The sequence below is a fragment of the Demequina pelophila genome, assembly GCF_000971175.1.
Taxonomy (GTDB): domain Bacteria; phylum Actinomycetota; class Actinomycetes; order Actinomycetales; family Demequinaceae; genus Demequina; species Demequina pelophila.
Genome location: NZ_BBLY01000001.1, coordinates 769,021 through 794,785 on the forward strand (window position 1 = coordinate 769,021; position 25,765 = coordinate 794,785).

The following is a 25,765-nucleotide window of genomic DNA, read 5'->3' on the forward strand; positions in this document are numbered from 1 at the left end:
CCGCCTGGGGTGCTGTGTATACAGCAAGCGCGAGCGGACCGGAGAACTCGGCCCCGATGCGGGACGCGGCGTGATTCGCCCGGCGAACCGGCTTCAGCCGCGCCCGGGCAGAGCCAGCGTGTGGGCCGTCCGCTCGACCTTGGCCGCGAGGTATCGCGCGTTCGCCGCGGTGAGGTGGGTGCCGGTGGCAACGCGCTCGTCGACCTCGACGCCCAGCAGCTCGAGCTGCGCCGCCTTGTCCGGGTTGTTGCTCAGCAGCCGGATCCGGGCCGCCCCGATCGCGCGCAGCATCTGCGCCGCGGGGGCGTAGTCGCGCTCGTCCTCGCCCCGGCCCAGGGCCGCGTTGGCCTCGTAGGTGTCGAGCCCCGCGTCCTGCAGCGCGTACGCGTCGAGCTTGGCGTACAGGCCGATGCCGCGGCCCTCCTGCCGCAGGTACGCGAGGAACCCGCCGGCCTCGGAGATCCGCTCGACCGCCTCCCGCAGCTGCGGCCCGCAGTCGCACCGCTCGGAGCCGAGCACGTCGCCCGTGAGGCACTCCGAGTGCGGGCGCATCAGCGGGGCCGGGCCGCCCGCGCGAGCGCCGGCGAGGGCGCCCTCCCAGTCGCCCAGCCCGATGAGCAGGTGCTCGCGGCCGTCCACGAGTCCGTCGAACGTCATGACCGTCGCTGTCGCGGTCACGCCCGCCAGGGACAGCGGCACCACGACGGCGGTTCGGACCGATGCGGCGGGCGGCTCGAGCACGCGCGTCGCGTCGTCGCGGCGGGGGCAGGTGGCGGTCATGATCGCTCCTCTTCGGTGGCGGCGGGGACTGGGGACTCCCCGCCGGGGACGTTGCAAGCAGGAACCGAAACATGCGTTCGCATATTTCCGTGGCGTGCCATGTCCCCGTGCGTCCGGTTTTCGGGGCGTCGCGACCGAGCACGCGCGACCCGGTTTGCCACGAGCGTCCGCAAGCGCTTACATAGGGGGTACACGGCCGCGCTCGACGCCGCGCGCGGCCGCATCAGACGACACGCGGCCGCCCAGGTGCCGCAGAAGAGGACCCTCGTGACCGACGCCGCCGCCCCGGCCACCTCCCAGACGACCCCTGCCACCGCATCGTCCCCCGCCGCGAGGACGCCGGAGGCCCCCGACTGGCGCCGCACGGCCGTGATCTACCAGGTCTATCCGCGCTCGTTCGCGGACTCGACCGGCTCCGGCGTGGGCGACATCCCCGGCATCACCGCGCGTCTCGACGCGCTCGCGGACCTGGGCGTCGACGCCGTGTGGCTGTCGCCGTTCTACCGCTCGCCGCAGAAGGACGCCGGCTACGACGTGTCGGACTTCAGGGACATCGACCCCTCGTTCGGCACGCTCGCGGACTTCGACGCGATGCTCGACAAGGCCCACGGCCTGGGGCTGCGCATCATCGTGGACATGGTCCCCAACCACACCAGCGATCAGCACCCCTGGTTCCAGGCCGCACTCGCCGCCGCCCCCGGCTCCCCGGAGCGCGCCCGCTACCTGTTCCGCGACGGCCGGGGCGAGCACGGGGAGCTCCCGCCCAACAACTGGCCCTCCGTCTTCGGCGGTCCCGCGTGGACGCGCGTCACCGAGGCGGACGGCTCGCCCGGCCAGTGGTACCTGCACCTGTTCGACTCGTCGCAGCCCGACCTCGACTGGACGCAGGAGGAGGTCCGCGCCGAGTTCGACGACGTGCTGCGCTTCTGGCTCGACCGCGGCGTGGACGGGTTCCGCGTCGACGTCGCCCACGGCCTGGCCAAGGCCCCGGGGCTGCCGGACCTCGACCACGACCCGACGGCCGACGCGCCCACCGTTCAGTCCGCCTGCTGGGGGCAGGACGGGGTGCACGAGGTATGGCGCCGCTGGCGCCGCATCACCGACGAGTACGACGGCGACCGCGCGCTGGTCGCCGAGGCCTGGATCTACCCGCTCGACTTCATGGCCAGGTGGGTGCGCCCGGACGAGATGCACCAGGCGTTCAACTTCCCCTACATGGAGACCGGCTGGTCGCCCGCGCAGATGCGGAGTGTGATCGACGAGTCCCTCGCCGCGTTCGGTGCCGTGGGCGCCCCCAGCACCTGGGTCCTGTCCAACCACGACATCGTGCGGCACACCACGCGGCTGGCCCAAGGCGTGGACTACCCGCAGGGCCACGGCGTGGGTCCGGAGACCCCTGGCCTGCCGGATGTCGAGTCCGGCATCCGCCGCGGCCGCGCCGCGACGCTGTTCATGCTCGGGCTGCCGGGCAGCGCCTACCTCTACCAGGGAGAGGAGCTGGGCCTGCCGGAGGCGGTCGACCTGCCGCCCGAGGCGCGCCAGGATCCCACCTTCGCCCGCACCGGCGGCGCGCGCTACGGCCGCGACGGCTGCCGGGTGCCCCTGCCGTGGGAGGCCGACTCCCCCGCCTTCGGCTTCTCCCCCACCGGAGAGAGCTGGCTGCCCCAGCCCGCCGACTGGCGCACGCGCGCCCGCGACGCCCAGCGCGGCCGGCCCGGCTCGACGCTGGAGATGTACCGGACCGCGCTGCGGGAGCGGCGCGCGAACGGCCTCGCGACCGGATCCATCGCCTGGCTCGAGGTCCCCGAGGGCGCGCTCGCCTACGTGAACGGGGACGTCGCGGTCGTGACCAACATGTTCGCCGCCCCCTTCGCGGTGCCCGGCGAGGTCCTGGCCTCCTCGGCGCCGTTCGGCGGCACGCTCGCCCCCGACACGACCGTGTGGGTGCGCCGGGACGATGCGATGGCCGGGTGACGTGATGGGCGCACCGACCATCCAGGGAGTCGCCGCGCTGGCGGGTGTCTCGACCGCCACGGTCTCGCGCGCGCTCGCCGGGAAGTCGAGCGTGTCCGAGGCGACGCGCGCCCGGGTGCGGGCCGCCGCGACGGAACTGGGGTACGTGGCCTCCGCCACCGCATCGTCCCTCGCCTCGGGACGCACCCGGAACGTGGGCGTGGTGCTGCCGTACCTGGGCAGCTGGTTCTACGCCCAGGTGCTGCAGGGGTGCCACCGCGCGCTCGCGGACCAGGGCTACGACCTGACCCTCTACCACCTCGAGAATCACGCCCCGGACAACAAGCGCGCGGCCGGTCGGCGCCAGCGGCTGTTCGAGGAGTTCCTGCATCGCAAGCGCATCGACGGGCTCATTGCCGTCTCCCTCGAGCTGACACCGGCGGAGCTCGAGGGGCTGCACCGCATCGGCCGCCCGCTCGTGGGCGTGGGAGGCCCGCTCGAGGGGGTGACCACGCTGAGCCTCGACGACCGTGCCGTCGCGCGCCTGGCCACCGAGCACCTGCTGTCGCTGGGCCACCGGACCATCGCGCACATCGGCGGGGCGGAGCGCTTCGACCTCGACTTCGGGCTGCCGGGGCGGCGGCGCGAGGGGTACGAGCAGGCGCTGGTCGCCGCCGGAGTGCGGCCCGACCCGGCCCTGGTGCGGGTGGGCGACTTCACCATTCAGGGCGGCTACGAGGCGGCGCTGCAGCTGCTGGGCGCGCCGCGGTCCCGCCCCACGGCCATCTTCGCGGCGTCGGACGAGATGGCGATCGGCACCATCCTGGCCGCCCGCGATCTGGGCCTGCGCGTGCCGGAGGACCTGTCCGTCGTGGGCATCGACGGTCACGAGCTGGGCGACTTCTTCGGGCTCACGACGGTGGACCAGTTCCCCCAGAAGCAGGGCCGGCTCGCCGCCGAGCGCCTGCTCGCGGAGTTGGGACAGGACGGCGCGTCGCACGTCGCCGTGCCCCTGCCGTACGAGCTGCGCGTGCGCCGCAGCACGGCCGTCGCGCCGGGCGGGAGCGCGTGAGCCGGTAGCGGTCGCGTTCCCAGCGGACCTGGAGCCGGATCACGGCGTTGTCCCTGACGCGCTTCCTAGCGTCGGAGCATGACCTCATCGACCCCGCCGCACGCCCCTTCCACGCCCGCCGATCCCAGGGGCGCGGCCGACGCCATGGACCGCGCGGATCCGGATGCGACCGCGCCGCGCGCGCGTCGGCGTCGCTTCCCCGGCCGTCGCACCACCGCGGTGGTCGCGGGAGGCGTGCTCGCCCTGGGCGTGCCCACGTTCTGGGCGCTGGACCGCTTCGTCATCGAGCACGTCGAGATCGCGAGCGTCTCCGACTACGAGGCGGCGCTGGCGGCCGACGGCACGGGCGCACTCGCGACCGACAACGCGTCCGCCGCGTCCGCCGCGGCGGCGAGCGAGGCAAGCGCCGTGGACGCGGACGCGACCGCGAGCGACGCGCAGATCACCATCACCGAGCACACGTACGGCACGGGCGAGGACGCCGCCACGTACTACGTGGCGGACGTGGTCCTCGACGACGTCACGCAGCTGCGCAGCGCGTTCGCGCAGGACGCCTTCGGCCTCAACATCATCGACGAGCCGTCCGACATCGCCGCCACCGTGGGCGCCGCGTTCGCCGTCAACGGCGACTACTACGGCTTCCGCGAGACCGGCATCGTCATCCGCAACGGGGTCGCCTACCGCGACCAGGGCGCACGCCAGGGCGCCGTCATCTACGCGGACGGCACCATGGAGATCTACGACGAGACCACCACGACCGCGCAGGAGCTGCTCGACGCCGGCGCCTGGCAGACCCTGAGCTTCGGCCCGGCCCTCGTGGACGATGGCGCGGTGGTCGAGGGCATCGACCAGGTCGAGATCGACACCAACTTCGGCAACCACTCCATCCAGGGCGACCAGCCCCGCACCGCGATCGGCATGATCTCCGCGAACCACTACGTCTTCGTGGTGGTCGACGGCCGGTCCGACACGAGCGCGGGCGTCACGCTGCCCGAGCTCGCAGCGATCATGGCCTCGCTGGGCGCCACCGAGGCCTACAACCTCGACGGCGGCGGCTCCTCCACCATGGTCAGTGGCGAGGACGTGGTGAACTGGCCCGGCGGCTCGGGCCGCGAGCGCGGCACCTCCGACATCCTGTGGGTCGGCTGACCATGTGGATCCTCATCCCGGCCTACGAGCCCGACGCGCGCCTGATCGGCCTGGTCGCGACGCTCCGCCCCGCGCATCCGGTGCTCGTGGTGGACGACGGGTCCGGCCCCGCCTTCGCGGAGGTGTTCGACGCGTGCGACGCCCTGGGCGCGGAGGTGCTCCGCCACCCGGACAACCGGGGCAAGGCGGCGGCCCTGCGGACCGGCTTCGCGTGGCTCGAGGACCACGCCCCCGGCCACGCCGTCGTCTGCGCGGACAGCGACGGCCAGCACCGTCCCGAGGACATCGCCCGGGTGGGCGCGGAACTGGCGCGCCGCGCCGCCGTCGGGGAGGACGATGCGATGCTCCTGGGCGTCCGCGCCTTCGAGGGCGACGTGCCGCTGAGATCGCGGGCGGGCAATCGCGCCACCACCGCCTTGGTGGCCGCGGTCGCGGGCACCCGCATCTCCGACACGCAGACGGGCCTGCGCGGCTACCCGCCGGGGCTGCTGGGGTGGGCGCGCGAGGTGCCCGGTGAGCGGTTCGCCTACGAGCTGCGCCTGCTGCTCGACGGGGCCCGCCGCGGCATCCCGATCGTCGAGGTGCCCATCGCCACCGTGTATCTGGACCACAACGCCTCGTCCCACTTCCGGCCGCTGGTCGACTCGCTCAAGGTGATGGCCCCGCTGCTGGCCTTCGGCGCATCGTCCCTGGTCGCCTTCGCGGTCGACACCGCGGCGGTGCTGGCCCTCACCGCCGCGGGGGCGTCGCTGCTCGCGGCCGTGGTGGTCGCGCGGGTCGCGAGCGCGGGCCTCAACTTCACGCTCAACCGCACCGCGGTGTTCCGCGCCGGCGGCCCGGTCGCGCCCCAGGTGGCGCGGTACGCCGCGCTGGCCCTCGCGATCCTCGCGGGCAGCTACCTGGGGGTGCGCGCGCTCACCGGGCTCGGGATGCCGCTGCTGGCGGCCAAGATCGTCACGGACGCGACCCTCTACCTGGTCTCCTACGGCGTCCAGCGGGCCGCGGTGTTCTCGCGTCGGGACGACGAGAGGCGCGGCGCACCCCATCGCCGCCACGCGAGCGCCGCCAGACCCGCGACCACGGCCACCGCGAGCGCCCACAGCGCCACGGAGGCGAGCCGTGCCTCCACGATCGGCGCGGCCGCATCGGCCACGGCGTCGACGACGAGCGCCGCGGTGCGGCCGCCCTCGCCCGCCGCGTCACCCGCCGCGTCATTCCCGGACGGGTCGCCGCCGGGCTCCCACGCGCGCACCGCCACCCATGCCACGCCCGCCACGGCCGCGGTCGCGAGCGCGGCCTTGGCCGGCACCCACGGACGCCGGATGCTCACGGCGATCGCGCCCATCACCAGCGCCGCCGCGAGCCACGGCGCCCACGCCGCGACCAGGCCCACGAATCCGTACCAGCCGCGCAGCTGAGCGAACTCGTCGGCATCGAGCGCCTCGATCTCGAGCGGTCGCAGCCGCAGGTCGGGCACCAGCGACCCCACGATGGGGATCCGGTCGATCTGGTCGTTGACGAAGGCGGAGACGTCGACCTCGAGGACCAGCGGGCCCTCCGCCTCGGGGGCGAGCACCTGAGCGACGAACTGGTCGCGGGCGCTCAGCGCCTGCTCGAGCAGGTGGCCGCGCAGCTCGTCGGACTCGAGCGCCCCGACGATGAACGCCTCGACGTCGTCGTCCAGGCCCCACCGTTCGAGGTCGAAGCCGGACTCGGCCAGGGCGGCCACCGCATCGTCCGCGATCGCGTCGCCGAGCGCGGCCATGGCCTCGTCGTCGGCGAGGGTGTCCTCGACGAAGCGGTCCAGCGCGGAGCCGTCCTCGACCACGTCGACCACGGCGCCCGCGACGGGCCAGGCGGTGAGCAGGACGGCGGCGAGGAGGATCAGCAGCGCCGAGGCGACGGTGCGGACGGTCCCGCTCATGCCCGTCCCTCCTCCCAGCCGAAGAAGATCCGCTCGGTGACCTGGCGCGCCCGGCGGGTGGCCCGCGTGAAGCGCTCGTCGAGCGCGGCGCCGGACTCGTGGGTGGCGAGGATCTCCGCGAGCAGCCCCAGCTCCCTGATGTCCGCGGGCAGCACGTCGCCGTCGCGCGCGTTGCCGCGCAGGGCGATCGCCCCGCGCAGGTCCGTCGCGAGCACCCACGCGTCGTGCAGCACGGCGGCGTCGGCCGCGCCGATCAGCCTCAGCGCGGCGGCCGCATCGAGCGCCTCGAGCGTGCGGGTGGTCCGCAGCTCCGGATGCGCGTGGCCGTGGCGCAGCTGCAGCAGCTGGACGGTCCACTCGACGTCGGACAGGCCGCCCGGCCCGAGCTTGAGGTGACGGTGCGGGTCGACGCCCCGCGGCAGCCGCTCCGACTCCATGCGCGCCTTGAGGCGCCGCATCTGGGACAGCGCACCCGACGGGAGCTCCGGCGGATAGCGGGCCCCATCGATCATGGCGACGAAGGCGGCGCTGAGCTCGGGGTCGCCCGCGCAGGGGCGAGCGCGCAGGAGCGCCTGCGCCTCCCACGCCTCCGACCACGTCGAGTAGTAGGCGGTGCACGAGTCGAGGGATCGGGTGAGCGGGCCGTTGCGGCCCTCGGGGCGTAGGTCCGCGTCGATCTCCAGGCCCGGCTGCGGGCCCACCGACTGGAGCAGCTTCCGCAACTCGCGGGCCACCTGGTCGGACATGGCCTTGGCGCCCTCGGCGTCGCCCTCGTAGACGAACTGGACGTCCGCGTCGGAGGTGTAGCCCATCTCGAGGCCGCCGTAGCGGCCCATCGCGATGACCGACGTGCGGATGGGCAGCTCGTCGAGGTCGCGCGCGCGGGCCACCATGTGGCGGGAGATGCGGTGGGCGCCCTCGATGAGCATGTCCGCCGAGTAGGACACGTATTGAGCTGCACGGGACGCGTTGATCATGCCCAGCGCGTCCGCCGCGGCGACGCGGGCGAGCTCGCGCCGGCGCAGCCCCCGCAGGGCGGTGATCGCCTGGTCGGGATCGTCGGACCTTCTGAGGATCGCGTCCGCCTCGACCCACAGCCGCTCGGGGTCGCGAGGCTCGAGGTCCGCGTCCCGGTCGAGCCACGTGATCGCCTCACTCGACGCGAGGAGCGCGTTCGCGACGAAGCCGGAGGTGGACAGCAGTCGCGCCAGGCGCTGCGCCGCGGTGAGCGAGTCGCGCAGCAGCTTGAGGTACCACTGGGTCCCCTGCAGCTGCTCGGTGAGCTTGCGGAACGCGAGCAGGCCCGCGTCGGGGTCCGCGCCCTCCGCGAACCAGCCGATCATCGCGGGCAGGAGCTGGCGCAGGATCGCCGCCGAGCGCGACGTGCCCGCCGTGAGGGACTGGAGGTGGCGGTACGCGCCGGCCGGGTCGCGGAAGCCGACGGCCGCGAGTCGCGCCCGGGCCGCCGCATCGTCCAGCCCCGCCTCCCCCGCGCTGAGGCGCGCGACCACGGGCAGGATGGGCCGGTAGAACATCTCGCGGTGCATGCGGCGCACGTCGCGGCGGATGTCCCCCCACACCTCGTCGAGGTAGTCGACCGTGAGGAAGCCGGACGCGCGGGCGAGCACGCGGCGCGAGGCCTCGTCGTCGGGCATGAGGTGGGTGCGCGTGAGCTTGCGCAGCTGGAGCCGGTGCTCCCACACCCGCAGCTGGCGGTACGAGCGGTCCATGGTGGCCGCATCGGCCCGTCCCACGTATCCCGCGGCGCTCAGCCGGGCCAGCGCCAGCAGGGTGTTGCGTTCGCGCAGGGTCTCGTCGGAGCGTCCGTGCACCAACTGGAGCATCTGGACGGTGAACTCGACGTCGCGCAGGCCGCCCGGGCCCAGCTTGATCTGGCGGCCGGCCTGGTCCGCGGGCACGTGCTCCTCGACGCGGCGGCGCATCGCCTGCGCGGACTCGACGAAGCCCTCGCGCTCGACGGCGCTCCACACGAACGGCCGGGTGCGCGCCACGTACTCCTCGCCCAGGTCGCGGTCCCCCGCGATCGCGCGCGCCTTGAGCAGCGCCTGGAACTCCCACGACTCGGCCCACCGCTCGTAGTAGCCCACGTGCGAGGCGACGGTGCGCACGAGCGGGCCGTCGCGGCCCTCGGGACGGAGGTTGGGGTCCACCTCCCACAGCGCGGGCTCGACGCCCATGGCTGCGCAGGCCTGGGCGGCGGCCACCGCCAGGCGGGCGGCGATGCGCAGGGCCCGCTGCTCGGCGCTCCCACCACCGGCCCCGCCCCCACCACCGGCCCCGGCACCGGCCCCGCCGTCGCCCTCGGCGGGCGCGGCCGGCTCCGCGACATAGATCACGTCCACGTCGGACACGTAGTTGAGCTCGCGCGCGCCGCACTTGCCCATGCCGATGATCGCGAGCCGCACCTGGTGGTGGCGCGGCTCGTCCCGTCGGGCGATCGCGAGCCCGGCGTCGAGCGCGGCCCCGGCCAGGTCCGCGAGCGCGGCGCTCACCGAGGGCAGGATGGACGTCGGATTCGCCTCGTGGAGGTCGGCGGCGGCGATCCGCAGCAGGGCCCGGCGGTACGCCACGCGCATCCGCGCGACCCCGTCGGCCCCGCCGGTCACGGCGACCGGCGCATCGGCCAGGGGGTCGGCCCCCACGGCCTCGAGCAGCGCCGCCCGCACGTCGACGGTCGCGAACGACTCGTCCTCGCGCCAGGCGAGGAAGTCGCCCACGAACTCGGGATGGCGCGCGAGGAAGTCGCCCAGGGCGAGCGATCCGCCCAGGACCGTCGCGAGCCAGTGGCGGCGCCCCGAGTCGAGCACGGCGAGCAGCTGGTCGCGCCGCCCGGACTCGCGCGCGGACTCGGCCAGGCGCAGCAGCTGCAGCACGCCGGCGTCGGGGTCGGCCAGGTAGGACACGAACTCGACCGGCTCGTCGAGCTCCCGGCCCAGCACCTGCTCCGCCTCGCGCAGCAGGGCCTCGACCCGCCGGGGATCGTGGGCCCCCGCGCGTCGCAGGAGCGTGGTGAAGGAGACTTCCCGCGCGCTCACGGCTCGCCCGTCAGAGGACCGAGAGGTAGCTCTCGAGCTCGTACGGGGTGACCTGCGCCCGGTACGCCTTCCACTCGCGCTGCTTGTTCTTCAGCACGAACTCGAAGACCCGCTCGCCCAGCGTCTCCGCGACCAGTTCCGAGCGCTCCATGGCGTCCGTGGCCTCGGACAGCGACGAGGGCAGCGGCTCGTAGCCCATGGCGCGACGCTCGGCGTTGGACAGCTCCCACACGTCGTCCTCGGCGCCCTCGGGGAGCTGGTAGCCCTCCTCGATGCCCTTCATGCCGGCGGCGAGCATCACCGAGAACGCGAGGTACGGGTTGGCGGCCGAGTCGATCGCGCGGTACTCGACCCGCGCGGACTGGCTCTTGCCCGGCTTGTGCACCGGGACGCGCACCAGCGCGGAGCGGTTGTTCGAGCCCCAGCACACGTACGACGGCGCCTCGGCGCCGCCCCAGAGGCGCTTGTAGGAGTTGACGTACTGGTTGGTGATCGCGGAGATCTCCGGCGCGTGGCGCAGCAGGCCCGCCATGAAGTGGCGTGCCGTGGGCGACAGCCCCAGCTCCCCGCTCGCGTCGTGGAACGCGTTGCGGTCGCCCTCGAACAGGCTCAGGTGCGTGTGCATGCCCGAGCCCGGCCCGTCCGCGAGCGGCTTGGGCATGAAGGAGGCGAAGATGCCCTGCTCGAGCGCCACCTCCTTGATCACCGCGCGGAACGTCATGATGTTGTCCGCGGTGGTGAGCGCGTCCGCGTACCGCAGGTCGATCTCGTTCTGGCCGGGGCCCGCCTCGTGGTGGCTGAACTCGACCGAGATGCCCATGTTCTCGAGCATCGTGATGGCCTCGCGGCGGAAGTTGTGCGCGGTGCCGCGCGGCACGTTGTCGAAGTAGCCCGCGCGGTCGACCGGGACCGGCACCTGGCCGGACTCGAACTGCTTGAACAGGTAGAACTCGATCTCCGGGGAGGTGTAGAAGCTGAAGCCCTGGGCCGAGGCCCGGTCGAGCGTGCGCTTGAGCACCTGGCGCGGGTCCGACATGGCGGGCTGGCCGTCCGGCGTGTGGATGTCGCAGAACATGCGGGCCGCGCCCTGGCGCTCGCCGCGCCACGGCAGCGCCTGGAACGTGGCCGGGTCCGGTCGCGCGACCATGTCCGCCTCGTACACGCGCGTGAGCCCCTCGACCGCGGAGCCGTCGAAGCCGATGCCCTCCGCGAACGCGTTCTCGAGCTCGGCCGGCGCGATCGCCACCGACTTGAGGATGCCCAGCACGTCCGTGAACCACAGACGGACGAACCTGATGTCGCGCTCCTCGACGCTGCGGAGCACGTATTCCTGCTGCTTGTCCATGCCCGCCATCTTGCCGCATCCGCGTTTCCGGCGTGTGACGTGACGCGCCCCCGCGCCCGCCTACCCTGGACCCATGTCGACGCTTCGCATCGCGCTCGCCCAGGTCAATCCCTGCGTGGGCGACATCGCTGGTAACACCGCCATCATCCGCGACCGCTGCCGCACCGCCCACGCGCTGGGCGCGACCGTCGTGGTCTTCCCGGAGATGGTGGTGACGGGCTACCCCATCGAGGACCTGGCGCTCCGCGAGAGCTTCCAGCGCGCCGCCGAGCGCGCCGTGACGGAGATCGCCGCGGGCCTCGCCGAGGAGGGCCTGGGCGACCTCATGGTGATCCTGGGCACCCTGGGCGTGTCGATCGGCGGTCGGCCGTTCAACCAGGCCGCCGTCCTCCAGGGCGGCGAGGTGATCGCCCGCTACAACAAGCACCACCTGCCCAACTACGGCGTCTTCGACGAGCGCCGGATCTTCGCCGCCGGCGAGGACGCGTGCGTCGTCTCCCCCGCATCGTCCCCCGTCGGGATCGTCGTGTGCGAGGACATCTGGCAGGACGGCGGACCCGTCGCGCAGCTGGCCGATGCGGGGCTGCGCCTGCTCGTGGTCCTCAACGGCTCGCCGTTCGAGGAGGGCAAGGGCCACGTCCGCACGGAGCTCGCCGCGCGCCGCGCGGCCGAGGTGGGCGCGCCGCTCGCGTACGTCAACCTGTGGGGCGGGCAGGACGACCTGGTGTTCGACGGCCACTCGTTCGTGGTGGGCGCCGATGGCGCAGTGGTCGCCGCCGCGCCCGGCTTCACCGATGCGCTCATGGTCTGGGACGTGCCGGAGGCCGGCGAGGCCGCCCCCGCCTCGGGCATCGAGGAGAGGGACGATGCGGACGCCCAGACCTACTGGGCGTGTGTGACCGGCCTGCGCGACTACGTGTTCAAGAACGGCTTCCGCTCGGTGGTGCTGGGCATGTCCGGCGGGATCGATTCGGCGCTGACGGCGGCGATCGCGGCCGACGCGATCGGCGGCGCGAACGTGGTGGGCGTGTCCATGCCGTCGGAGTTCTCCTCCGACCACTCGAGGGACGATGCGGCGGACCTGGCCAAGCGGATCGGCGCCGACTACCGGGTGGAGCCCATCGCGCGGCTCGTGGACGCCTTCCAGGACCAGCTGGCCCTCACCGGGGTGGCCGAGGAGAACCTGCAGGCGCGCGTGCGCGGGGTGATCCTCATGGCGCTGTCCAACCGCGAGGGGCATCTGGTCATCGCGCCGGGCAACAAGTCCGAGCTGGCGACCGGCTACGCGACCATCTACGACGCGGGCTCGATCGGCGGCTTCGCACCCCTCAAGGACCTGGACAAGACCCGCGTGTGGGAGCTCGCGCGGTGGCGCAACGCCTACGCTGCGGCGCGCGGCGAGGTGGCCCCCATCCCCGAGAATTCGATCATCAAGCCGCCCTCGGCGGAGCTGCGGCCCGGCCAGACGGACCAGGACTCGCTGCCCCCGTACGAGGTGCTCGACGAGGTGCTGGACGCCTACGTCGAGCACGCCGAGGGCCGCGCCGAGCTGCTCGCCCGCGGCTACGACGAGCAGGTGGTCGACAAGGTGCTGTCCCTGGTGGACCGCGCCGAGTGGAAGCGCCGCCAGTACCCGCCGGGCCCCAAGGTGACGGCGCTCGCGTTCGGCCGCGACCGGCGCCTGCCCATCACGAGCCGCTGGCGCGAGCTGGCCGAGTAGTCCGTCGGCGCGCCACCGACACGACGGGCCACGGCGCGCCACCGACATCACGCGCCATAACGCGGTATTCGGGGTCTGACCAGGCACCACGTCCGGAGGTCCCGGGTGGCGGCACCGAGGCGCGCCTACCGTGGGTGCAGGAGGTCCGGCGTGCGCGCGTCGCCGCGGGACCTCGGTCACCGTCCGACACCCTTCCTCCCCCGGAGAGTCATGCCCACGCCTGCCCGCGGCGAGGCGCGCCGATGAGCGCGCTCGTCTCGCGTGTCGCCCCGTTCGTCGTCGCGCTCGCCCTCGGCATCGCGCTGCCCGCCGGCGCGTGGGGCGAGCACCTGCGCGTCGCCGCCGTCGTCGCGATGTTCTTCCTCTACGGCGCGCGCCTGCGCCCGGTGGACGTGTGGGAGGGCCTCAAGCACTGGAACCTGCAGACCGCGACGCTCGTCGCCACGTTCGTGATCGGCCCCCTGCTGGGCGTCGTTCTGCACCTGGTGCCCGGCTCGGTGGGCGTGGCGCTGGCGTTCGTCGCATGCCTGCCGTCCACCGCATCGTCCTCCGTGGCCCTCGTGGGGCTCACCCGCGGCAACTCCGCCGCGGCCGTGTGCGCCGCCGCGTTCTCCAACACGCTGGGCCTGTTCCTCGCGCCCGTGGCGTTGATGCTCGTGCTGCACGTCCACGGCGCGGGCTCCCTGGGCAGCCTGCAGGGCGTCCTGCTGCACCTGCTGCTGCCGTTCATCGTGGGCCTCGCGGTCCAGCCCTGGCTCGGTCCCTGGCTGCGCGGCCTGGGCCGCAAGGTCGCGAAGATCGACCTCGCGGCCGTGCTGGTGCTCGTCTACGCGTCCGTGTCGAAGGCGACCGGCGACGGGATCTGGGCCGCCGCCGGCCCCCTGGTGATCCTCGAGATCGCGGCGGGCTGCGCCGTTCTGCTCGCGGCCCTGTACGCCATCACCACCGCGATGGCGCGGGCGCTGCGCCGCCACGGCCGCATCTCCCTGGCCGACTCCCCCGTCCTGGTGCTGTGCGGGTCCATGAAGTCCATCGCTGTGGGCGCGGGGCTCGCGTACGCCCTGCTGCCGGCGGACGTGGCGCCGGTCGCGACGCTCGCGATCATCGTCTACCACCAGCTCCAGGCGGCCTCCGGCGTGGTGCTGGCCTCGCACATCGCGCTGCCGGAGCCGGCGGCCGATGCGACGCCGGACGCGACCCCCGCACCCTCCGCCTCACCCGAGCCCACCGCGCCCAGGGAGGCCTCGGTGCCCGCGTAGGCTGTCGCCCATGAATGCCGTGAAGAAGGTCCGCATCCATCACTTCAAGGAGATGAAGGAGCGCGGCGAAAAGATCACCATGCTCACCGCCTACGACTACCCCACGGCACGCGCATTCGACGCCGCCGGCGTGGACATCCTGCTCGTGGGCGACTCGCTGGGCGACAACATGCTCGGCTACGACTCGACCGTGGGCGTCACGCTCGACGAGATGATCCCGTTCGCGCGCGCCGTCTCCCGCGCGGCCCAGCGCGCCTTCGTCGTCGCGGACCTCCCGTTCGGCACCTACGAGGTCTCGCCCGAGCAGGCCGTCGAGTCCTCGATCCGCATGATGAAGCTCTCCGGCGCCAACGCGATCAAGTTCGAGGGCGGCCGCCGCATCGCGCGCCAGGTCAAGGCGGTGACCGATGCGGGAATCCCCTTCTGCGGCCACCTGGGCTTCACGCCGCAGTCCGAGAACGCGCTGGGCGGCCACCGCGTCCAGGGCCGCGGCGAGCAGGGCGTGCAGGACCTCATCGACGACGCGCTGGCGCTGCAGGAGGCGGGCGCCTTCGCCGTCGTGCTCGAGATGGTCGTGGCCTCCGCGGCCGACGCCGTCACCGCCGCGCTCGACATCCCGACCATCGGGATCGGCGCCGGCTCGGGCACCGACGGCCAGGTCCTCGTCTGGCTCGACATGGCGGGCGTGGGCGACTGGCACCCGCGCTTCTCGAAGCAGTTCGGCGCGGTCGGCCAGGCCATGACCGATGCTGCGACCGCCTACGTCGCCGACGTCAAGGACGTCGCATTCCCCGGGCCCGAGCACACCTTCTCCACGTAGGTCGGGCGGGTCGCGGTTCGCGAGTCTTGCGTCCGGACCTCTGCTACGGGTCATAGCCGTCCCGGCCCATCGGCCCCTCCGCCGTGCACCCCGTCAGCGGGGAGCACGGGTATTGCCTCCGCGTCGCTAGCCGAATTCATGCAGTTTGGGACGCGGTGTGGCGCTCGGTGATCCCCAGTACCCGCAGACTGTCGCACGCTCCGGAGCCCGCCCACAACGCATGAATTCGGCTAGCGCGGCGACATCACTTCACCCGCTCCTCGTTGAAGGCGATTTCCCGCCTGCAACGGGCAGGCCGATGTCCACCGTCCCCCCATGCGCCGCGCTCCCACACGGTCGTGGCCGCGCCCAGATTCGGCGACGCCGCGCACGGCACTCTTGACACGAGTGGACAGCTGAGCGGACAGGGGGCGTGTACAGGTGTTCTGCCTCACCTCACTGGTGTCGGATGCCCGACCCCGACTCCCTCCCGCTGGCCCGGCGCCAGAATTCCGAGAAGCGGCACGATGGCAGGAGTTGACCGGCTGCGCCGATGTGTCGACGCCGGCGGCCTTCCCCCTGTTCTCGACGGCCGACCTCAGACCCTTCGCGTCCCGACCCGCGACCACCCTGGCGCGGTGGCGCGCCCAACGACTCACCGTCACGGTCGCTCGGGGAAGGCACGTGGCCGTGCCCGTCGGAGCGGACGCCGGCTGGGTGCCTCACGTCCATGAGGTTGCGATCCTGGCGGCGGCGCAGGTGTTCGGGTGGGACGCGCCGTACGTCGCCGGGGTGACCGCGGCGCGCCTGCACGGGGCGAGGATCCAGTCGATCGCTACGGCCCACGTGACGGTCCCGCGCCAGACTCGGCGCCTGAGACTTCACTCACCCGACGGCACAGTCGTGTTTCATCAGCGTGCGGAACGCGTCATCACTCCGATGTGGGAGTCGGAGGACCCGTGGTCGATCGACTCGACTCCCGCCGGTCCCTGGCTGGACGTCCACGAGGGTGAGCTGTGCACCTTCCGCCTCACGTCGCCGGTGCAGACGGTCCTCGACCTCATGCATGCACCGTCGCGCCTGGGCCACGCGACCGAGACTCACGAGGTCGCGTGGCAGCTCGTGCAGCGCATCGGCTTCGACGAGTGCCATGCCGCCGCCGGTGGCCAGCGCCGGCATCGCGCCGCGCATGCAGCGATGGATCTGCGCCCCACCGTGCCACCTCCGGAATTCTGGAGGAAGTTAGCGCCGCGGCCGGACGTCCCCGGTTCGCGCCCCTAGAACTCGACCCCGCTGTTGCGCAGGCGGTCGCGCACCCGGCCACGGTTGTCGCCGTTCATGCGGGCGTTGCGGGCGCCGCGGCGCCGGGTGGTGACGTCGTCGCGGACGCGCGGGTTCTGCACCTGGGCGTCCGTGGTGGTCGTGTACCGGTAGCGCTCCCCCGCGTTGCGGTAGCGGTTGTAGATCGCGATGTAGGTGCCCACCCCCGCCGCCGGGCCCGCCGCGAACAGCAGCAGCCCGAAGATGACGGCGCCGCCGGACCCGTCGCCCGAGGAGGCGAGCACCGTGGCGTCCGCCGAAGCGAGGGCGGAGACGGCGACGAGCACGGCGCCCATCATGCGCTCGCCATCGCTGCGAGGCCGAGCGGCATGGTGATCGCGGTGACGGGCACGCCGACCGCGAAGGCCGCACCCACGATCTTGCCCTTGTTGACCGGCACGGACCCCATGGTCTGGCCGTTGCGTCCGTTGACGGCGACGTAGTGCACCATGGGCCGTCCCCCCTCGACGTGGCGGTAGCTGTAGAGCCAGACCGGGAGCAGGACGGAGACCCAGCGCGAGCCCTTGACCAGGAGCTTCTCCGCGTCCCACCGCACGCCGCGGTCGTACTGCGCGGTCATGCCGTCGGCCTTGGCGCGCGCGATGGAGAGGAACATGTCGCCGGCGGCTCCGGCGACCTCCTTGACGTCGAGGTCGCGCTTCTCCGAGGTGCAGCCGCGCATGTAGCCGGTGTCGAACGCCACCATGTTCTTCACGTCGTAGGGCAGCAGCGAGTTGACGATGTTCGTGGTGCTCGAGGAGGCCGCGACCGCGCCGGCGAAGTCCTCGGAGGACTCGATCATGAGGTCGTCGACGTGGAGATCGAAGTCGCGGACCACCGCGTAGCGCGTGAAGTCGTAGCGCCGCTCATACGTGGTACGGGCATCCTTACCGTGTCCGCGCCGGACCGGGACCAGGTATGTCCGGTCCGTGATCTCGCCCTCGCCCAGCACCTGGGCGTGGATGTTGCCGTCGACGACCAGGTAGGGCAGGTACACCGGCAGCACGTTGTCGGTGGTGAACTCCTTCTTGAAGGTGGAGTCCGCGAACATGCGGCGCGCGTGGACGAAGTCGGCGATCCGCTTGACCGCGTCCTCCTTGGGCACGGTGAACGGCAGGATTCCGTCCGGCACGGCGCCGTTGGGGATCTGCGCCTCGATCGACAGCGTCGAGCGGCACCAGTGGCAGCGCGAGGCGAGGTTGTCGTCGGTGTCGATGACCACCTCGGCCCCGCAGCCCGAGCAGGACAGGGTCACCAGCGACTCGGTGTCGGTGATGGTCGACGACCCGGTCGATACGACGAAGCCGCGCAGCGACTCGATGCCCTCGGACAGGCCGAACCGCGCGTCGATCGCCTCCGGCGTCCACGTGTGGCGGCAGAAGGAGCAGCGCAGGTCCGCGCCGCCGACCAGATGCTCGACCTCGGTGGCTCCGCACTTGGGGCACTTGTCGAGGCCCACGCCCTTGCCGGTCGACATGTCGAGGACGGTGTGGCCCTCGTCGGTGGAATCCGGCGCCGAGTGCTCGACGGGCTCGGTCTCGGCCGGCCCGGGCTCGGCGGGCGGGGCGGGCTCTCCGGCCGCCTCGGGTGGGGTGGAGGCTCCGGATTCCCCGGCCGCGTCGGCGCTCGCGGAGTCGTCGGGGTCCGGCTCCTCCGGGGTCCACGAGCGACGAGCGGGCCCGGCGCCGCCATCGGGCGGTGTGGTCATGCTCAGAGCCCGAGCACCTTGTTCTTGACGGCGTCGAAGTCGTCCTGGGTGATGAGCCCGGCGTCGAGCATCTGCTTGGCCTGGGTGAGCCGCGTCATGGGGTCCTCCGGGGCGGGCTGGGCGGGCGCCGCGCCCGCGGCACCCGCACCGGCGCCCCCGGCGCCGGCAGGCGGAGCCGCCTGCTGCGCGGCCGGCGCCTGGTAACCCGGCGCCTGGTAGGGCGCCTGGGGCTGCTGGAACATGCCGCCCATCGCGTTGGCCGCGGCGTTCATGCCCATGCCCATGAAGGCGAGGCCGTCGCCGCCCCCGCCCTCGCCAGCGCCCTGGATGCCGCGCGCCGCCGCCTGACGCAGGAAGGAATCCCCGCGGGCCCCGGCCAGAGCATCGGCCTTCTTGACGTCCTCGAGCAGCTCGAGCGTGCCCTCGTCGTACTCGATTGCCGCGAGCGCGGAGGAGACGATCTGCAGGCCGCGCTGGCCCTGCCACTGGTAGGCGTCCTCGACCGCGGCCGCCAGCGCCTGCGCGAAGCCGATCGCGTCGGACTGGATCCGGGTGATCCGGTGGTCCTTGTCGGCGTCGTTGACGTAGCGGGAGAACGCCGCGGACAGGGAGCCGACCACCTCGTTGAACAGCTGGTCGCCGACGGGGTTGGCGTGGTCGCCCAGGTCGAAGACGGGCGCGTTCGCGGAGATGTACTGCGCGGGGACGATGGACTTGACCAGGAGGATGGGGTCCGTCACCCGCAGCGTGTACGAGCCGCGGGCGCGGGCGCCCACCTGGGTGCCCAGGAAGCGGTCGTCCCAGTAGATGGGCGACTGCGTGCCGAACCGGTTGTTGGGGATCTCCTTGAGCGACACGTAGAAGACCAGGTGCTCGACGCCGGGGCGGCCGCCGAACTTGAAGCGCTCCCATGAGGTCCCGATGGTGGGCGCGAGGATCCCGTCGCCGGCGAACAGGGACCGCGCGTTCGGGTCGGTGTCGGAGAACTCGTACGCGCCGGGCTGGGCCACCAGGTTGGTGATCGCGCCGTTCTGGAACGTGAGGATGCCGTAGCCCTCGGGCACGACGATGCGCGAGCCGTTGGTGATGACGTTCTCCGACTGGCGGGTGTTGGAGCCGCGGCCGGCGTTCTGCCCGACCAGTTCCGCGGGGAACACCACCGCCGTGGGCGAGACGGCCTGCGGCGGCCGCAGGAAGTCCTTCCACTGGTCGGCGAAGGTCCCGCCGACTGCTCCCGCGATCGCCTGAATGAATCCCATGAGACGCCTTTCTCTCCCTGCCTCAGCACTCTACCGGCGCCCACCGACACGACCCAGCCCCCGCATCGTCCCGGGAAGAGCCCGCGTCAGTCGCCGCGCTCCCAGTCCTCGTCGTCGCTGTCCCACCGCTCGTTGCGGGCCTTCGCGATCTCGAGCGCGTGGCGCGCCTCGGCCTCGGTGTCGTAGGGGCCCATGAGGTGCTCCCACGAGCTCCGGTGGCCCTGCTCGACCTCGCGGGTCTTGGTGTTGTACCAGTACTTGGTCATCGTGGCCCTCCCCCGGTCAGCCTGCCACGACGCCGGGCGCCACGCCGGACGCCCGTCGGTCGGCCCTCGCGCGCGGCCGTGCCTAGACTGCAAGGCATGAGCCCTGTTCGCGAGAGCATCGTCAAGGGCGCCGTGACGCCGTGGCGCGCCGTGCCCGACTCGATCGCCCGCCCCGAGTACGTGGGCCGCACCCACGCGGCCGGCTGGGACGGCGGCGACATCCACGACGCCGAGACCATCGAGAAGATCCGCATCAGCGCCCGGATCGCCGCCCAGGCCCTGGCCGAGGTGGGACGTCACGTGGCGCCGGGCGTCACGACCGACGAGCTCGACCGCATCGGCCACGAGTTCGTCCTCGACCACGGCGCCTACCCCTCGACGCTCGGCTACCCCGGCGCCGCGGGCCGCCCGCCGTTCCCCAAGTCGCTGTGCACCTCCGTTAACGAGGTCATCTGCCACGGCGTCCCCGACTCGATGGTGATCGAGGAGGGCGACATCGTGAAGGTGGACATCACGGCCTTCAAGAACGGCGTCCACGGCGACAACTGCGGGTCGTTCATCGCGGGCGAGGGCTCGGACGCCGCCAGGCAGCTCGTCGAGGTCACGCACGAGGCGATGATGCGCGGCATCAAGGCCGCCCGTCCGGGCCGCGAGGTCAACGTGATCGGCCGGGTGATCGAGAAGTACGCGACCCGGTTCGGATACGAGTCCGTCCGCAGCTACACGGGCCACGGCGTGGGCCCGGCCTTCCACACGGGCCTGGTGATCCCCCACTACGACGCGGCGCCGCACCACGACGACGTCATCGAGCCCGGCATGGTCTTCACGGTGGAGCCGATGCTGTGCATGGGGTCCGAGGAGAACCACGAGTGGGACGACGGCTGGACCGTCGTCACCGACGACGGCTCGTGGGTCGCGCAGTTCGAGCACACGATCGTCATCAATGAGGATGGACCGGAGGTTCTGACCCTGCCATGAGCAAGCACATCGCACTCGGAGTCGACATCGGCGGCACCGGCATCAAGGCCGCTCCCGTCAATCTCAAGACCGGCGAATTCGCCGAGGACCGCTACCGCATCCCCACCCCCAAGCCCGCGACGCCGGAGGCGGTCGCCAAGACCGTCGCCAAGGTGATCGCCAAGTTCAACCCGCCGCGCAAGATGCCCATCGGCGTCGCGTTCCCGGGCGTGGTCCAGCACGGCATCGTCAAGACGGCCGCGAACGTGGACGACGCGTGGATCGGCACGGACCTGCGCGGCATCATCCGCGACTACGCGGGCCACGACGTTCACGTCCTCAACGACGCGGACGCCGCCGGCTTCGGCGAGTTCAAGTACGGCGCCGCGCACGGCCGCCCCGGCTCGGTCCTCATGACCACGCTGGGCACCGGCATCGGCACGGCCATGATCGTCGACGGCACGCTGGTGCCCAACCTCGAGCTGGGCCACATCGTGATCGACGGCCACGACGCGGAGGATCGCGCCGCCGAGTCCGCGCGCGACCGCTACGACTACGACTGGGACCAGTGGATCGCGGAGCTCCAGAAGTACTACTCGGAGCTCGAGCGCCTCCTGTGGCCGGACCTCATCATCGTGGGCGGCGGCGTCTCGAAGAAGCACCACATGTTCCTCCCCAAGCTGCGCCTGCGCGCGCCCATCGTCCCCGCCGAGCTGCTCAACGGCGCCGGCATCGTGGGCGCGGCGGCCGCCGCCGCGGTCGCGGCCAAGCGGGAGAAGGACGAGGAGAAGAAGGCCGCCAAGAAGGCGGCCAAGGACGATGCGCGGGCGGCCTCCCATGCCGACGCCGAGTCGGAGGGAGCGCCCGAGGGCGAGGGGATCTAAGGCGTCCCCTGTATCCTCGTCCTTCGTGCCTGCGTCCGCCGAAACCCCCGCCACCGCATCGTCCCCCGTCGCGACCTCCCCCACGGTGGACTCCCCCACCGTTCAGGCGCCCACGCCCCAGCCGCGCCGGGGCCACCGGGCGTACGAGGACGTCGCCGCGATCGTCTCGGGCGCGGCCGTCATGGGCCTGGGCATGCACCTGCTGCACGCCGCGCAGGCGGTCACGGGCGGCGTGGTCGGCACGTCCTTCCTCATCACCTACGCCACCGGCTGGAGCCTGGGCGTGGTGTTCTTCCTGGTCAACATCCCCTTCTACGCGTTCGCGCTGTGGCGCATGGGCGTCAAGTTCACCGCCAAGACCATCGCGACGGTGGGACTCATCTCCGCGTTCAACACCCTGCACGAGCGGGTGCTGCCCGTGGACGGCCTGCCCGCGATCTACGCGATCCTGGTGGGCAGCCTGCTGGCCGGCATCGGCATGATCATGGTGTTCCGCCACGGCAGCTCCTCGGGCGGGTTCGGCATCGTCGCCGCCTACGCCCAGGAGCGGTACGGGTGGCGGGCCGGATACGTCCAGGGCGCGCTCGACGTCGTCGTCGTGTCGCTCGCGTTCCTGGTGACGTCGTGGCAGATCGTGCTGCTGTCCGTGTCCGGCGTGGTGCTGCTCAACCTCGTGGTCGCCATGAACCACAAGCCCGGGCGCTACCTGCCCTGACGATCGCCGGCCCGACGCTCGCCGGGTCGACGCTCGTCGGCTCGACGCTCGTCGGCTCGACGCGCCCCCGCGTCACCGCAGCCGGTCGGAGAGCACCATAACGGGGTCGTCGTCGACGGGCTCGTCGGGCGGCTCGCCCGTGCGCACCAGCTCGGGATCGACCACGGTGAGGGTGAACGCCTGCGGTCCCGAGCAGTACAGGACGATGAGCAGGAACCACCCGAGTTCGACGAGCATGCGCGACTCGGCGAGCGCCTCGAGCGACATCGCGGCCGTGAGCAGCACCCAGGCGAGCGGAATATAGGTATCCCCCTCACTTGCACGCTCGACGAGCCGCCAGCCGCTTCCGAAGGTCAGCGTGACGATGGCGAGCAGCAGCGCGAGGCCGATGAGGCCCAGCTGCAGCCACGTGTCGAGGAACGCGTTGTGCCCGTGCGGCGCGATGACGCCCACGCTCTCGACGATGCCGCGGTACGGCTCCTGCCATACGGGCCAGTAGGCCACGTATCCCCAGCCCTCGGGCCGCTGCATCGCGTGCTCGATGACCTGGTCCCAGATGTCGATGCGGTGCGTGGCATCCGCCCCGCGATCGAACAGCTCGAAGATCTCGGCGCGGAACTTGATGGTGATCACCGCGGCGATCGCGGTGCACGCGAGCACCCCGAAGGACAGCACCCGCTTGGTGCCGGGTGCCGACCGACGGATCACCAGGGCCGCCGCACCCAGCGCGGCGACATAGAGCGCCGCGATGGTCACGGTGGCGGAGAGCGTGAGCGCGTGCACGAGCCCCGCGGCCGCGAGCGTCCCGAATCCGTCGAGGCGGCGGATGCGCCGCTCGAGCAGCAGCACCACGGCGACGATCGCGACGAGCAGCGCGATCGAATCGAACGTGTTGCGGTTGCCCACGAACCCCTGGATGGGGCCGCCGGTGAAGAGCCTGTTCTCGGACCACGGATAGAACGCGCCCGGGTCGACGCGCGCGAGGTCCGCCAGGTCCGTGGACAGCCGCGGCAGCGGCTCGCGCAGCACGAGCGACACGTACAGCTCGAACAGCAGCCCGCCGAACAGGCTCACCTGGAGCCCGCGGTAGAGGTAGGCGAGGAACTGCCCGCGCGAGGTGCCCTTCTGGATGACCAGCGCGACCGCGGTGGTCACGACGAGCACCACGGTCGCCACCAGCGTCACCGCGCGCGTCGCGGACCACAGCACCGAGACGGCCGCCAGGCCCACGAAGGAGCCCACGAGCAGCGGCACGCGCACGCGGTGGAGCCGACGCCGGAACGCGATCGCGACCGCGCCGACGCCCGCAAGCACCAGGGCCGCGTAGCCCGGCACACCCAGCAGGTAGCGGAAGCCCTGACCGGAGCTGAGGAGCACGACGGTGCCCACCACCGCCCAGGCCCGGCCCCACGAGGTGGCGGTCCACCGCCACACCCGTGCGAGGGTCTGTCCCATCGTGATCGCCTCCGTCCGGTCCACGCCCACAACGCGGTCCCGCGCGCCATCGTACGAGGCACCCGCCCACGAGTACGCGAACCGGGCACGCGTCGCCGCCGAACCGTGACCCGGCATGGACCGGCGCCCGTGCGCGTTGTGCCCGGTGTGAACCGCGTCATCGGCCTGGCCCGGCGTCCCGTGGAGCGGGCCCGCGCCCGCCTGGGCAACGCCGTGTTCTCCCGCGTGGCCGGACCGGACGGCACCGCGGCGCACCGCCGCGTGCACGGCACCCCGGGACCGCGCCGGTTCGCTCCGGGCACGCCCATCCGGCGGGTCCACGCCGACTCGTCGATGTACGTGGGAGGGATCCGCGCGCTGCTGCTCCAGTCGCTCCACCCGCTGGCGATGGCCGGCGTCGCGGGCCACTCCGGCTACCGCGGCGACCCGTGGGGGCGCCTCGCGCGCACCGCCACCTTCCTGGCGTTCACCACGTTCGGGACGGTGGACGATGCGGACGCGACCATCGCGCGGATTCGCGCCATCCACGAGCGGGTTCGGGGTCGGGCCCCGGACGGGCGGGCCTACCGGGCCTCGGACCCGCACCTGCTCACCTGGGTGCACGTCGCGGAGGCGGACTCGTTCCTCGCGGCGCACCAGCGATTCGGCCATCGCCCCCTCGACGCCGCCGAGGCAGACGAGTACGTCGCCCAAACTGCCCTCATCGGACGCGCGCTGGGCGCCGTCGACGTGCCGGAGTCCGTCGAGGAGCTCGCTGCCACGCTGGACCGGTACCGCGACGAGCTCGCCGCCACGGACGCCGCCCGGGACGCCGCGGCGTTCCTCCTGCGCGAGCCTCCCCTGCCGTGGGCGGCGCGCGCGCCGTACGCGCTGCTCGCGGCCGGCGCGGTGGAACTGCTGCCTCCGTACGCGCGGCGGATGCTCGAGCTGCACCGGCCCCTCGCGGGAGGTGTGGCGGGCACGCTCGGCACCGCCGGGATCCGGTGGGCGATGGGCTCCTTCAGGCGGGCGGCCGAAACGGACCCGGCTCCGACACCCGATCAGGACCCAGTGCCCGACCCGGGACGGTCGCCCGACCCGACCCGTGCATCGTCCCCCAACTAGGAGGCCCCGGCCGTCGCCGGCTCGCTGCCCGCAAGGCGACGCGCAAGCACGGCGCACACAAGCAGCTGTATCTGGTGGAAGAGGATCACGGGCAGGGCGACCGAGGCGGCCATCACGGGGCTGAACAGCACGCTCGCCATGGGCAGGCCGGTTGCGAGCGACTTCTTGGAGCCGCACATGAGCAGGGCCACCCGGTCCGCGCGGTCGAGTCCCAGGCGCGCGCCGCCCGTCCACGTCAGGGCCAGCATGGCGGCGAGCAGCACCCCGCAGACCGCGGCCAGCGCGAGCAGCGTCCATGCGGTGACGCCGTCCCACGTGCCGGAGACCTGGGCCTCGGAGACGGCGCCGTAGGCGACCAGCACGATGGTGGCGCGGTCCGTCACCTTGGTGAGGGACTTGTGGCGGCGGATCCATGCGCCGATCCACCGTTCGACCACCTGCCCGAGCACGAAGGGCACGAGCAGCATCATGAGGGTCTGCGAGACTCCCCCGCCCTCGCCCGCATGGCGCCCCGTGCTCACGATGAGGGCGCCCACGAGCAACGGGGTGAGCACGATGCCCAGCACGTTCGAGACGGTGGCGCCGCAGATGGCCCCCGCGACGTTGCCGCGCGCGATCGACGTGAAGACCACGGAGGACTGCACCGTCGAGGGCAGCAGTGTCAGGTAGAGCAGTCCCGTGCGCAGCTCGGGCGCGAGGACGGCGTCGGGCAGGAACGTCAGCACGATGCCGAACACGGGGAACACCACATACGTGGCGGCGAGCATCGCCCCCTGCAGGCGCCAGTTCCGCAGGCCTGCGAGCACCTCCGTGGTGGGCATGCGGGCGCCGTAGAGGAAGAACAGCAGGACGATCGCCGCGCGCGTGACCGTACCCAGGACGTCGGCGACACCGCCGCTCGCGGGCAGCAGGAGGCCCAGGACCAGGACGCCGACGATCATCGCCACGAGGGGGTCGATCCACCCGACCGCCCTGCGCAGCACGCCGCCCCGTTCGTCCATGGGCCCCATCCAAGCGCATCGTCGCCTGGGACCGGGGCC

General features: G+C 72.7%; 21 protein-coding genes. 12 read left to right on the forward strand and 9 right to left on the reverse strand.

Features of this window, described 5'->3' with window-relative positions; all coding sequences use genetic code 11:
* Nucleotides 1-93: 93 nt before the first annotated feature.
* Nucleotides 94-780, reverse strand: a complete 687-nt coding sequence (locus AOM03_RS03550) for a GTP cyclohydrolase II (protein WP_062378360.1) — start codon at nt 778-780, stop codon at nt 94-96.
* A gap of 267 nt (nt 781-1,047) precedes the next feature.
* On the opposite strand from AOM03_RS03550, the gene AOM03_RS03555 reads away from it, so the two are divergent.
* The 4 genes from AOM03_RS03555 (at nt 1,048) to AOM03_RS12370 (ending at nt 6,372) form a co-directional block, all read left to right on the forward strand.
* Complete coding sequence (locus tag AOM03_RS03555; RefSeq protein WP_062378363.1) at nt 1,048-2,754, forward strand: glycoside hydrolase family 13 protein; 1,707 nt, start codon at nt 1,048-1,050, stop codon at nt 2,752-2,754.
* 4 nt (nt 2,755-2,758) lie between these two features.
* The gene (locus tag AOM03_RS03560; RefSeq protein ID WP_062379151.1) at nt 2,759-3,805 is read left to right on the forward strand and encodes a LacI family DNA-binding transcriptional regulator; all 1,047 of its coding nucleotides are present in this window, start codon (nt 2,759-2,761) and stop codon (nt 3,803-3,805) included.
* 78 nt (nt 3,806-3,883) lie between these two features.
* Nucleotides 3,884-4,954 (forward strand): phosphodiester glycosidase family protein, encoded by a 1,071-nt coding sequence (locus AOM03_RS03565; RefSeq protein WP_082092066.1) that lies wholly within the window; start codon nt 3,884-3,886, stop codon nt 4,952-4,954.
* A 2-nt stretch (nt 4,955-4,956) separates the two neighbouring features.
* Nucleotides 4,957-6,372, forward strand: coding sequence for a glycosyltransferase family 2 protein (locus tag AOM03_RS12370; RefSeq protein WP_156157595.1), 1,416 nt, complete (start codon nt 4,957-4,959; stop codon nt 6,370-6,372).
* A gap of 502 nt (nt 6,373-6,874) precedes the next feature.
* On the opposite strand, the gene AOM03_RS03585 is transcribed toward AOM03_RS12370, so the two are convergent.
* Both AOM03_RS03585 and AOM03_RS03590 read right to left on the reverse strand, forming a co-directional pair.
* Entirely contained in the window at nt 6,875-9,934 is a 3,060-nt protein-coding gene (locus AOM03_RS03585) for a bifunctional [glutamine synthetase] adenylyltransferase/[glutamine synthetase]-adenylyl-L-tyrosine phosphorylase (protein WP_062378371.1), read from the reverse strand.
* Nucleotides 9,935-9,944: 10 nt separating this feature from the next.
* The gene (locus tag AOM03_RS03590) at nt 9,945-11,279 is read right to left on the reverse strand and encodes a glutamine synthetase family protein (RefSeq protein ID WP_062378373.1); all 1,335 of its coding nucleotides are present in this window, start codon (nt 11,277-11,279) and stop codon (nt 9,945-9,947) included.
* 73 nt (nt 11,280-11,352) lie between these two features.
* On the opposite strand from AOM03_RS03590, the gene AOM03_RS03595 reads away from it, so the two are divergent.
* From AOM03_RS03595 to AOM03_RS03610, 4 genes are all read left to right on the forward strand, one after another.
* A complete protein-coding gene (locus AOM03_RS03595; protein WP_062378375.1) occupies nt 11,353-12,999 on the forward strand; it encodes an NAD+ synthase in 1,647 nt (548 codons plus the stop codon).
* A 242-nt stretch (nt 13,000-13,241) separates the two neighbouring features.
* Entirely contained in the window at nt 13,242-14,258 is a 1,017-nt protein-coding gene (locus tag AOM03_RS03600) for a bile acid:sodium symporter (protein ID WP_062378377.1), read from the forward strand.
* Nucleotides 14,259-14,268: 10 nt separating this feature from the next.
* The gene (gene panB / locus AOM03_RS03605) at nt 14,269-15,078 is read left to right on the forward strand and encodes a 3-methyl-2-oxobutanoate hydroxymethyltransferase (protein ID WP_062378379.1); all 810 of its coding nucleotides are present in this window, start codon (nt 14,269-14,271) and stop codon (nt 15,076-15,078) included.
* A 663-nt stretch (nt 15,079-15,741) separates the two neighbouring features.
* The gene (locus tag AOM03_RS03610) at nt 15,742-16,338 is read left to right on the forward strand and encodes a type IV toxin-antitoxin system AbiEi family antitoxin (protein WP_156157596.1); all 597 of its coding nucleotides are present in this window, start codon (nt 15,742-15,744) and stop codon (nt 16,336-16,338) included.
* On the opposite strand, the gene AOM03_RS03615 is transcribed toward AOM03_RS03610, so the two are convergent.
* The 4 genes from AOM03_RS03615 to AOM03_RS03630 form a co-directional block, all read right to left on the reverse strand.
* Complete coding sequence (locus tag AOM03_RS03615) at nt 16,335-16,676, reverse strand: hypothetical protein (RefSeq protein ID WP_156157597.1); 342 nt, start codon at nt 16,674-16,676, stop codon at nt 16,335-16,337. The genes AOM03_RS03610 and AOM03_RS03615 overlap by 4 nt on opposite strands.
* Nucleotides 16,673-18,085 (reverse strand): TFIIB-type zinc ribbon-containing protein, encoded by a 1,413-nt coding sequence (locus tag AOM03_RS03620; RefSeq protein WP_062378385.1) that lies wholly within the window; start codon nt 18,083-18,085, stop codon nt 16,673-16,675. The genes AOM03_RS03615 and AOM03_RS03620 overlap by 4 nt, the downstream gene beginning before the upstream one ends.
* Nucleotides 18,086-18,087: 2 nt before the next feature.
* On the reverse strand, nt 18,088-19,344 hold the full coding sequence (locus AOM03_RS03625) for an SPFH domain-containing protein (RefSeq protein WP_062378387.1): 1,257 nt from the start codon (nt 19,342-19,344) through the stop codon (nt 18,088-18,090).
* An 86-nt stretch (nt 19,345-19,430) separates the two neighbouring features.
* Nucleotides 19,431-19,610, reverse strand: coding sequence for a hypothetical protein (locus tag AOM03_RS03630; RefSeq protein WP_062378389.1), 180 nt, complete (start codon nt 19,608-19,610; stop codon nt 19,431-19,433).
* Nucleotides 19,611-19,706: 96 nt separating this feature from the next.
* Here AOM03_RS03630 and map point away from each other — a divergent pair, with 96 nt between their 5' ends.
* From map to AOM03_RS03645, 3 genes are read left to right on the forward strand one after another with little or no spacing between them, the layout of a single operon-like run.
* On the forward strand, nt 19,707-20,588 hold the full coding sequence (gene map, locus AOM03_RS03635) for a type I methionyl aminopeptidase (RefSeq protein WP_062378391.1): 882 nt from the start codon (nt 19,707-19,709) through the stop codon (nt 20,586-20,588).
* Nucleotides 20,585-21,451 (forward strand): polyphosphate--glucose phosphotransferase, encoded by an 867-nt coding sequence (gene ppgK, locus AOM03_RS03640; protein ID WP_062378393.1) that lies wholly within the window; start codon nt 20,585-20,587, stop codon nt 21,449-21,451. The genes map and ppgK overlap by 4 nt, the downstream gene beginning before the upstream one ends.
* A 25-nt stretch (nt 21,452-21,476) precedes the next feature.
* A complete protein-coding gene (locus AOM03_RS03645; protein ID WP_227589870.1) occupies nt 21,477-22,166 on the forward strand; it encodes a YitT family protein in 690 nt (229 codons plus the stop codon).
* 72 nt (nt 22,167-22,238) lie between these two features.
* Here the strand turns inward: AOM03_RS03645 and AOM03_RS03650 are convergent, their stop codons facing one another.
* Nucleotides 22,239-23,621, reverse strand: a complete 1,383-nt coding sequence (locus AOM03_RS03650; protein WP_156157598.1) for an O-antigen ligase family protein — start codon at nt 23,619-23,621, stop codon at nt 22,239-22,241.
* A 129-nt stretch (nt 23,622-23,750) separates the two neighbouring features.
* Here AOM03_RS03650 and AOM03_RS03655 point away from each other — a divergent pair, with 129 nt between their 5' ends.
* The gene (locus AOM03_RS03655) at nt 23,751-24,725 is read left to right on the forward strand and encodes an oxygenase MpaB family protein (RefSeq protein ID WP_369345439.1); all 975 of its coding nucleotides are present in this window, start codon (nt 23,751-23,753) and stop codon (nt 24,723-24,725) included.
* Here AOM03_RS03655 and AOM03_RS03660 read toward each other — a convergent pair.
* Nucleotides 24,722-25,726: a bile acid:sodium symporter family protein gene (locus tag AOM03_RS03660; protein ID WP_062378397.1), complete on the reverse strand. Its 1,005-nt coding sequence runs from the start codon at nt 25,724-25,726 to the stop codon at nt 24,722-24,724. The genes AOM03_RS03655 and AOM03_RS03660 overlap by 4 nt on opposite strands.
* Nucleotides 25,727-25,765: the final 39 nt, after the last annotated feature.

Coding starts and splice junctions, on each gene's coding strand:
- AOM03_RS03550 (WP_062378360.1), bottom strand. CDS start 780: ATGACCGCCACCTGCCCCCGCCGCGACGACGCGACGCGCGTGCTCGAG.
- AOM03_RS03560 (WP_062379151.1), top strand. CDS start 2,759: ATGGGCGCACCGACCATCCAGGGAGTCGCCGCGCTGGCGGGTGTCTCG.
- AOM03_RS03565 (WP_082092066.1), top strand. CDS start 3,884: ATGACCTCATCGACCCCGCCGCACGCCCCTTCCACGCCCGCCGATCCC.
- AOM03_RS12370 (WP_156157595.1), top strand. CDS start 4,957: ATGTGGATCCTCATCCCGGCCTACGAGCCCGACGCGCGCCTGATCGGC.
- AOM03_RS03590 (WP_062378373.1), bottom strand. CDS start 11,279: ATGGACAAGCAGCAGGAATACGTGCTCCGCAGCGTCGAGGAGCGCGAC.
- AOM03_RS03595 (WP_062378375.1), top strand. CDS start 11,353: ATGTCGACGCTTCGCATCGCGCTCGCCCAGGTCAATCCCTGCGTGGGC.
- AOM03_RS03600 (WP_062378377.1), top strand. CDS start 13,242: ATGAGCGCGCTCGTCTCGCGTGTCGCCCCGTTCGTCGTCGCGCTCGCC.
- panB (WP_062378379.1), top strand. CDS start 14,269: ATGAATGCCGTGAAGAAGGTCCGCATCCATCACTTCAAGGAGATGAAG.
- AOM03_RS03615 (WP_156157597.1), bottom strand. CDS start 16,676: ATGATGGGCGCCGTGCTCGTCGCCGTCTCCGCCCTCGCTTCGGCGGAC.
- AOM03_RS03620 (WP_062378385.1), bottom strand. CDS start 18,085: ATGACCACACCGCCCGATGGCGGCGCCGGGCCCGCTCGTCGCTCGTGG.
- AOM03_RS03625 (WP_062378387.1), bottom strand. CDS start 19,344: ATGGGATTCATTCAGGCGATCGCGGGAGCAGTCGGCGGGACCTTCGCC.
- AOM03_RS03630 (WP_062378389.1), bottom strand. CDS start 19,610: ATGACCAAGTACTGGTACAACACCAAGACCCGCGAGGTCGAGCAGGGC.
- map (WP_062378391.1), top strand. CDS start 19,707: ATGAGCCCTGTTCGCGAGAGCATCGTCAAGGGCGCCGTGACGCCGTGG.
- ppgK (WP_062378393.1), top strand. CDS start 20,585: ATGAGCAAGCACATCGCACTCGGAGTCGACATCGGCGGCACCGGCATC.
- AOM03_RS03650 (WP_156157598.1), bottom strand. CDS start 23,621: ATGGGACAGACCCTCGCACGGGTGTGGCGGTGGACCGCCACCTCGTGG.
- AOM03_RS03660 (WP_062378397.1), bottom strand. CDS start 25,726: ATGGACGAACGGGGCGGCGTGCTGCGCAGGGCGGTCGGGTGGATCGAC.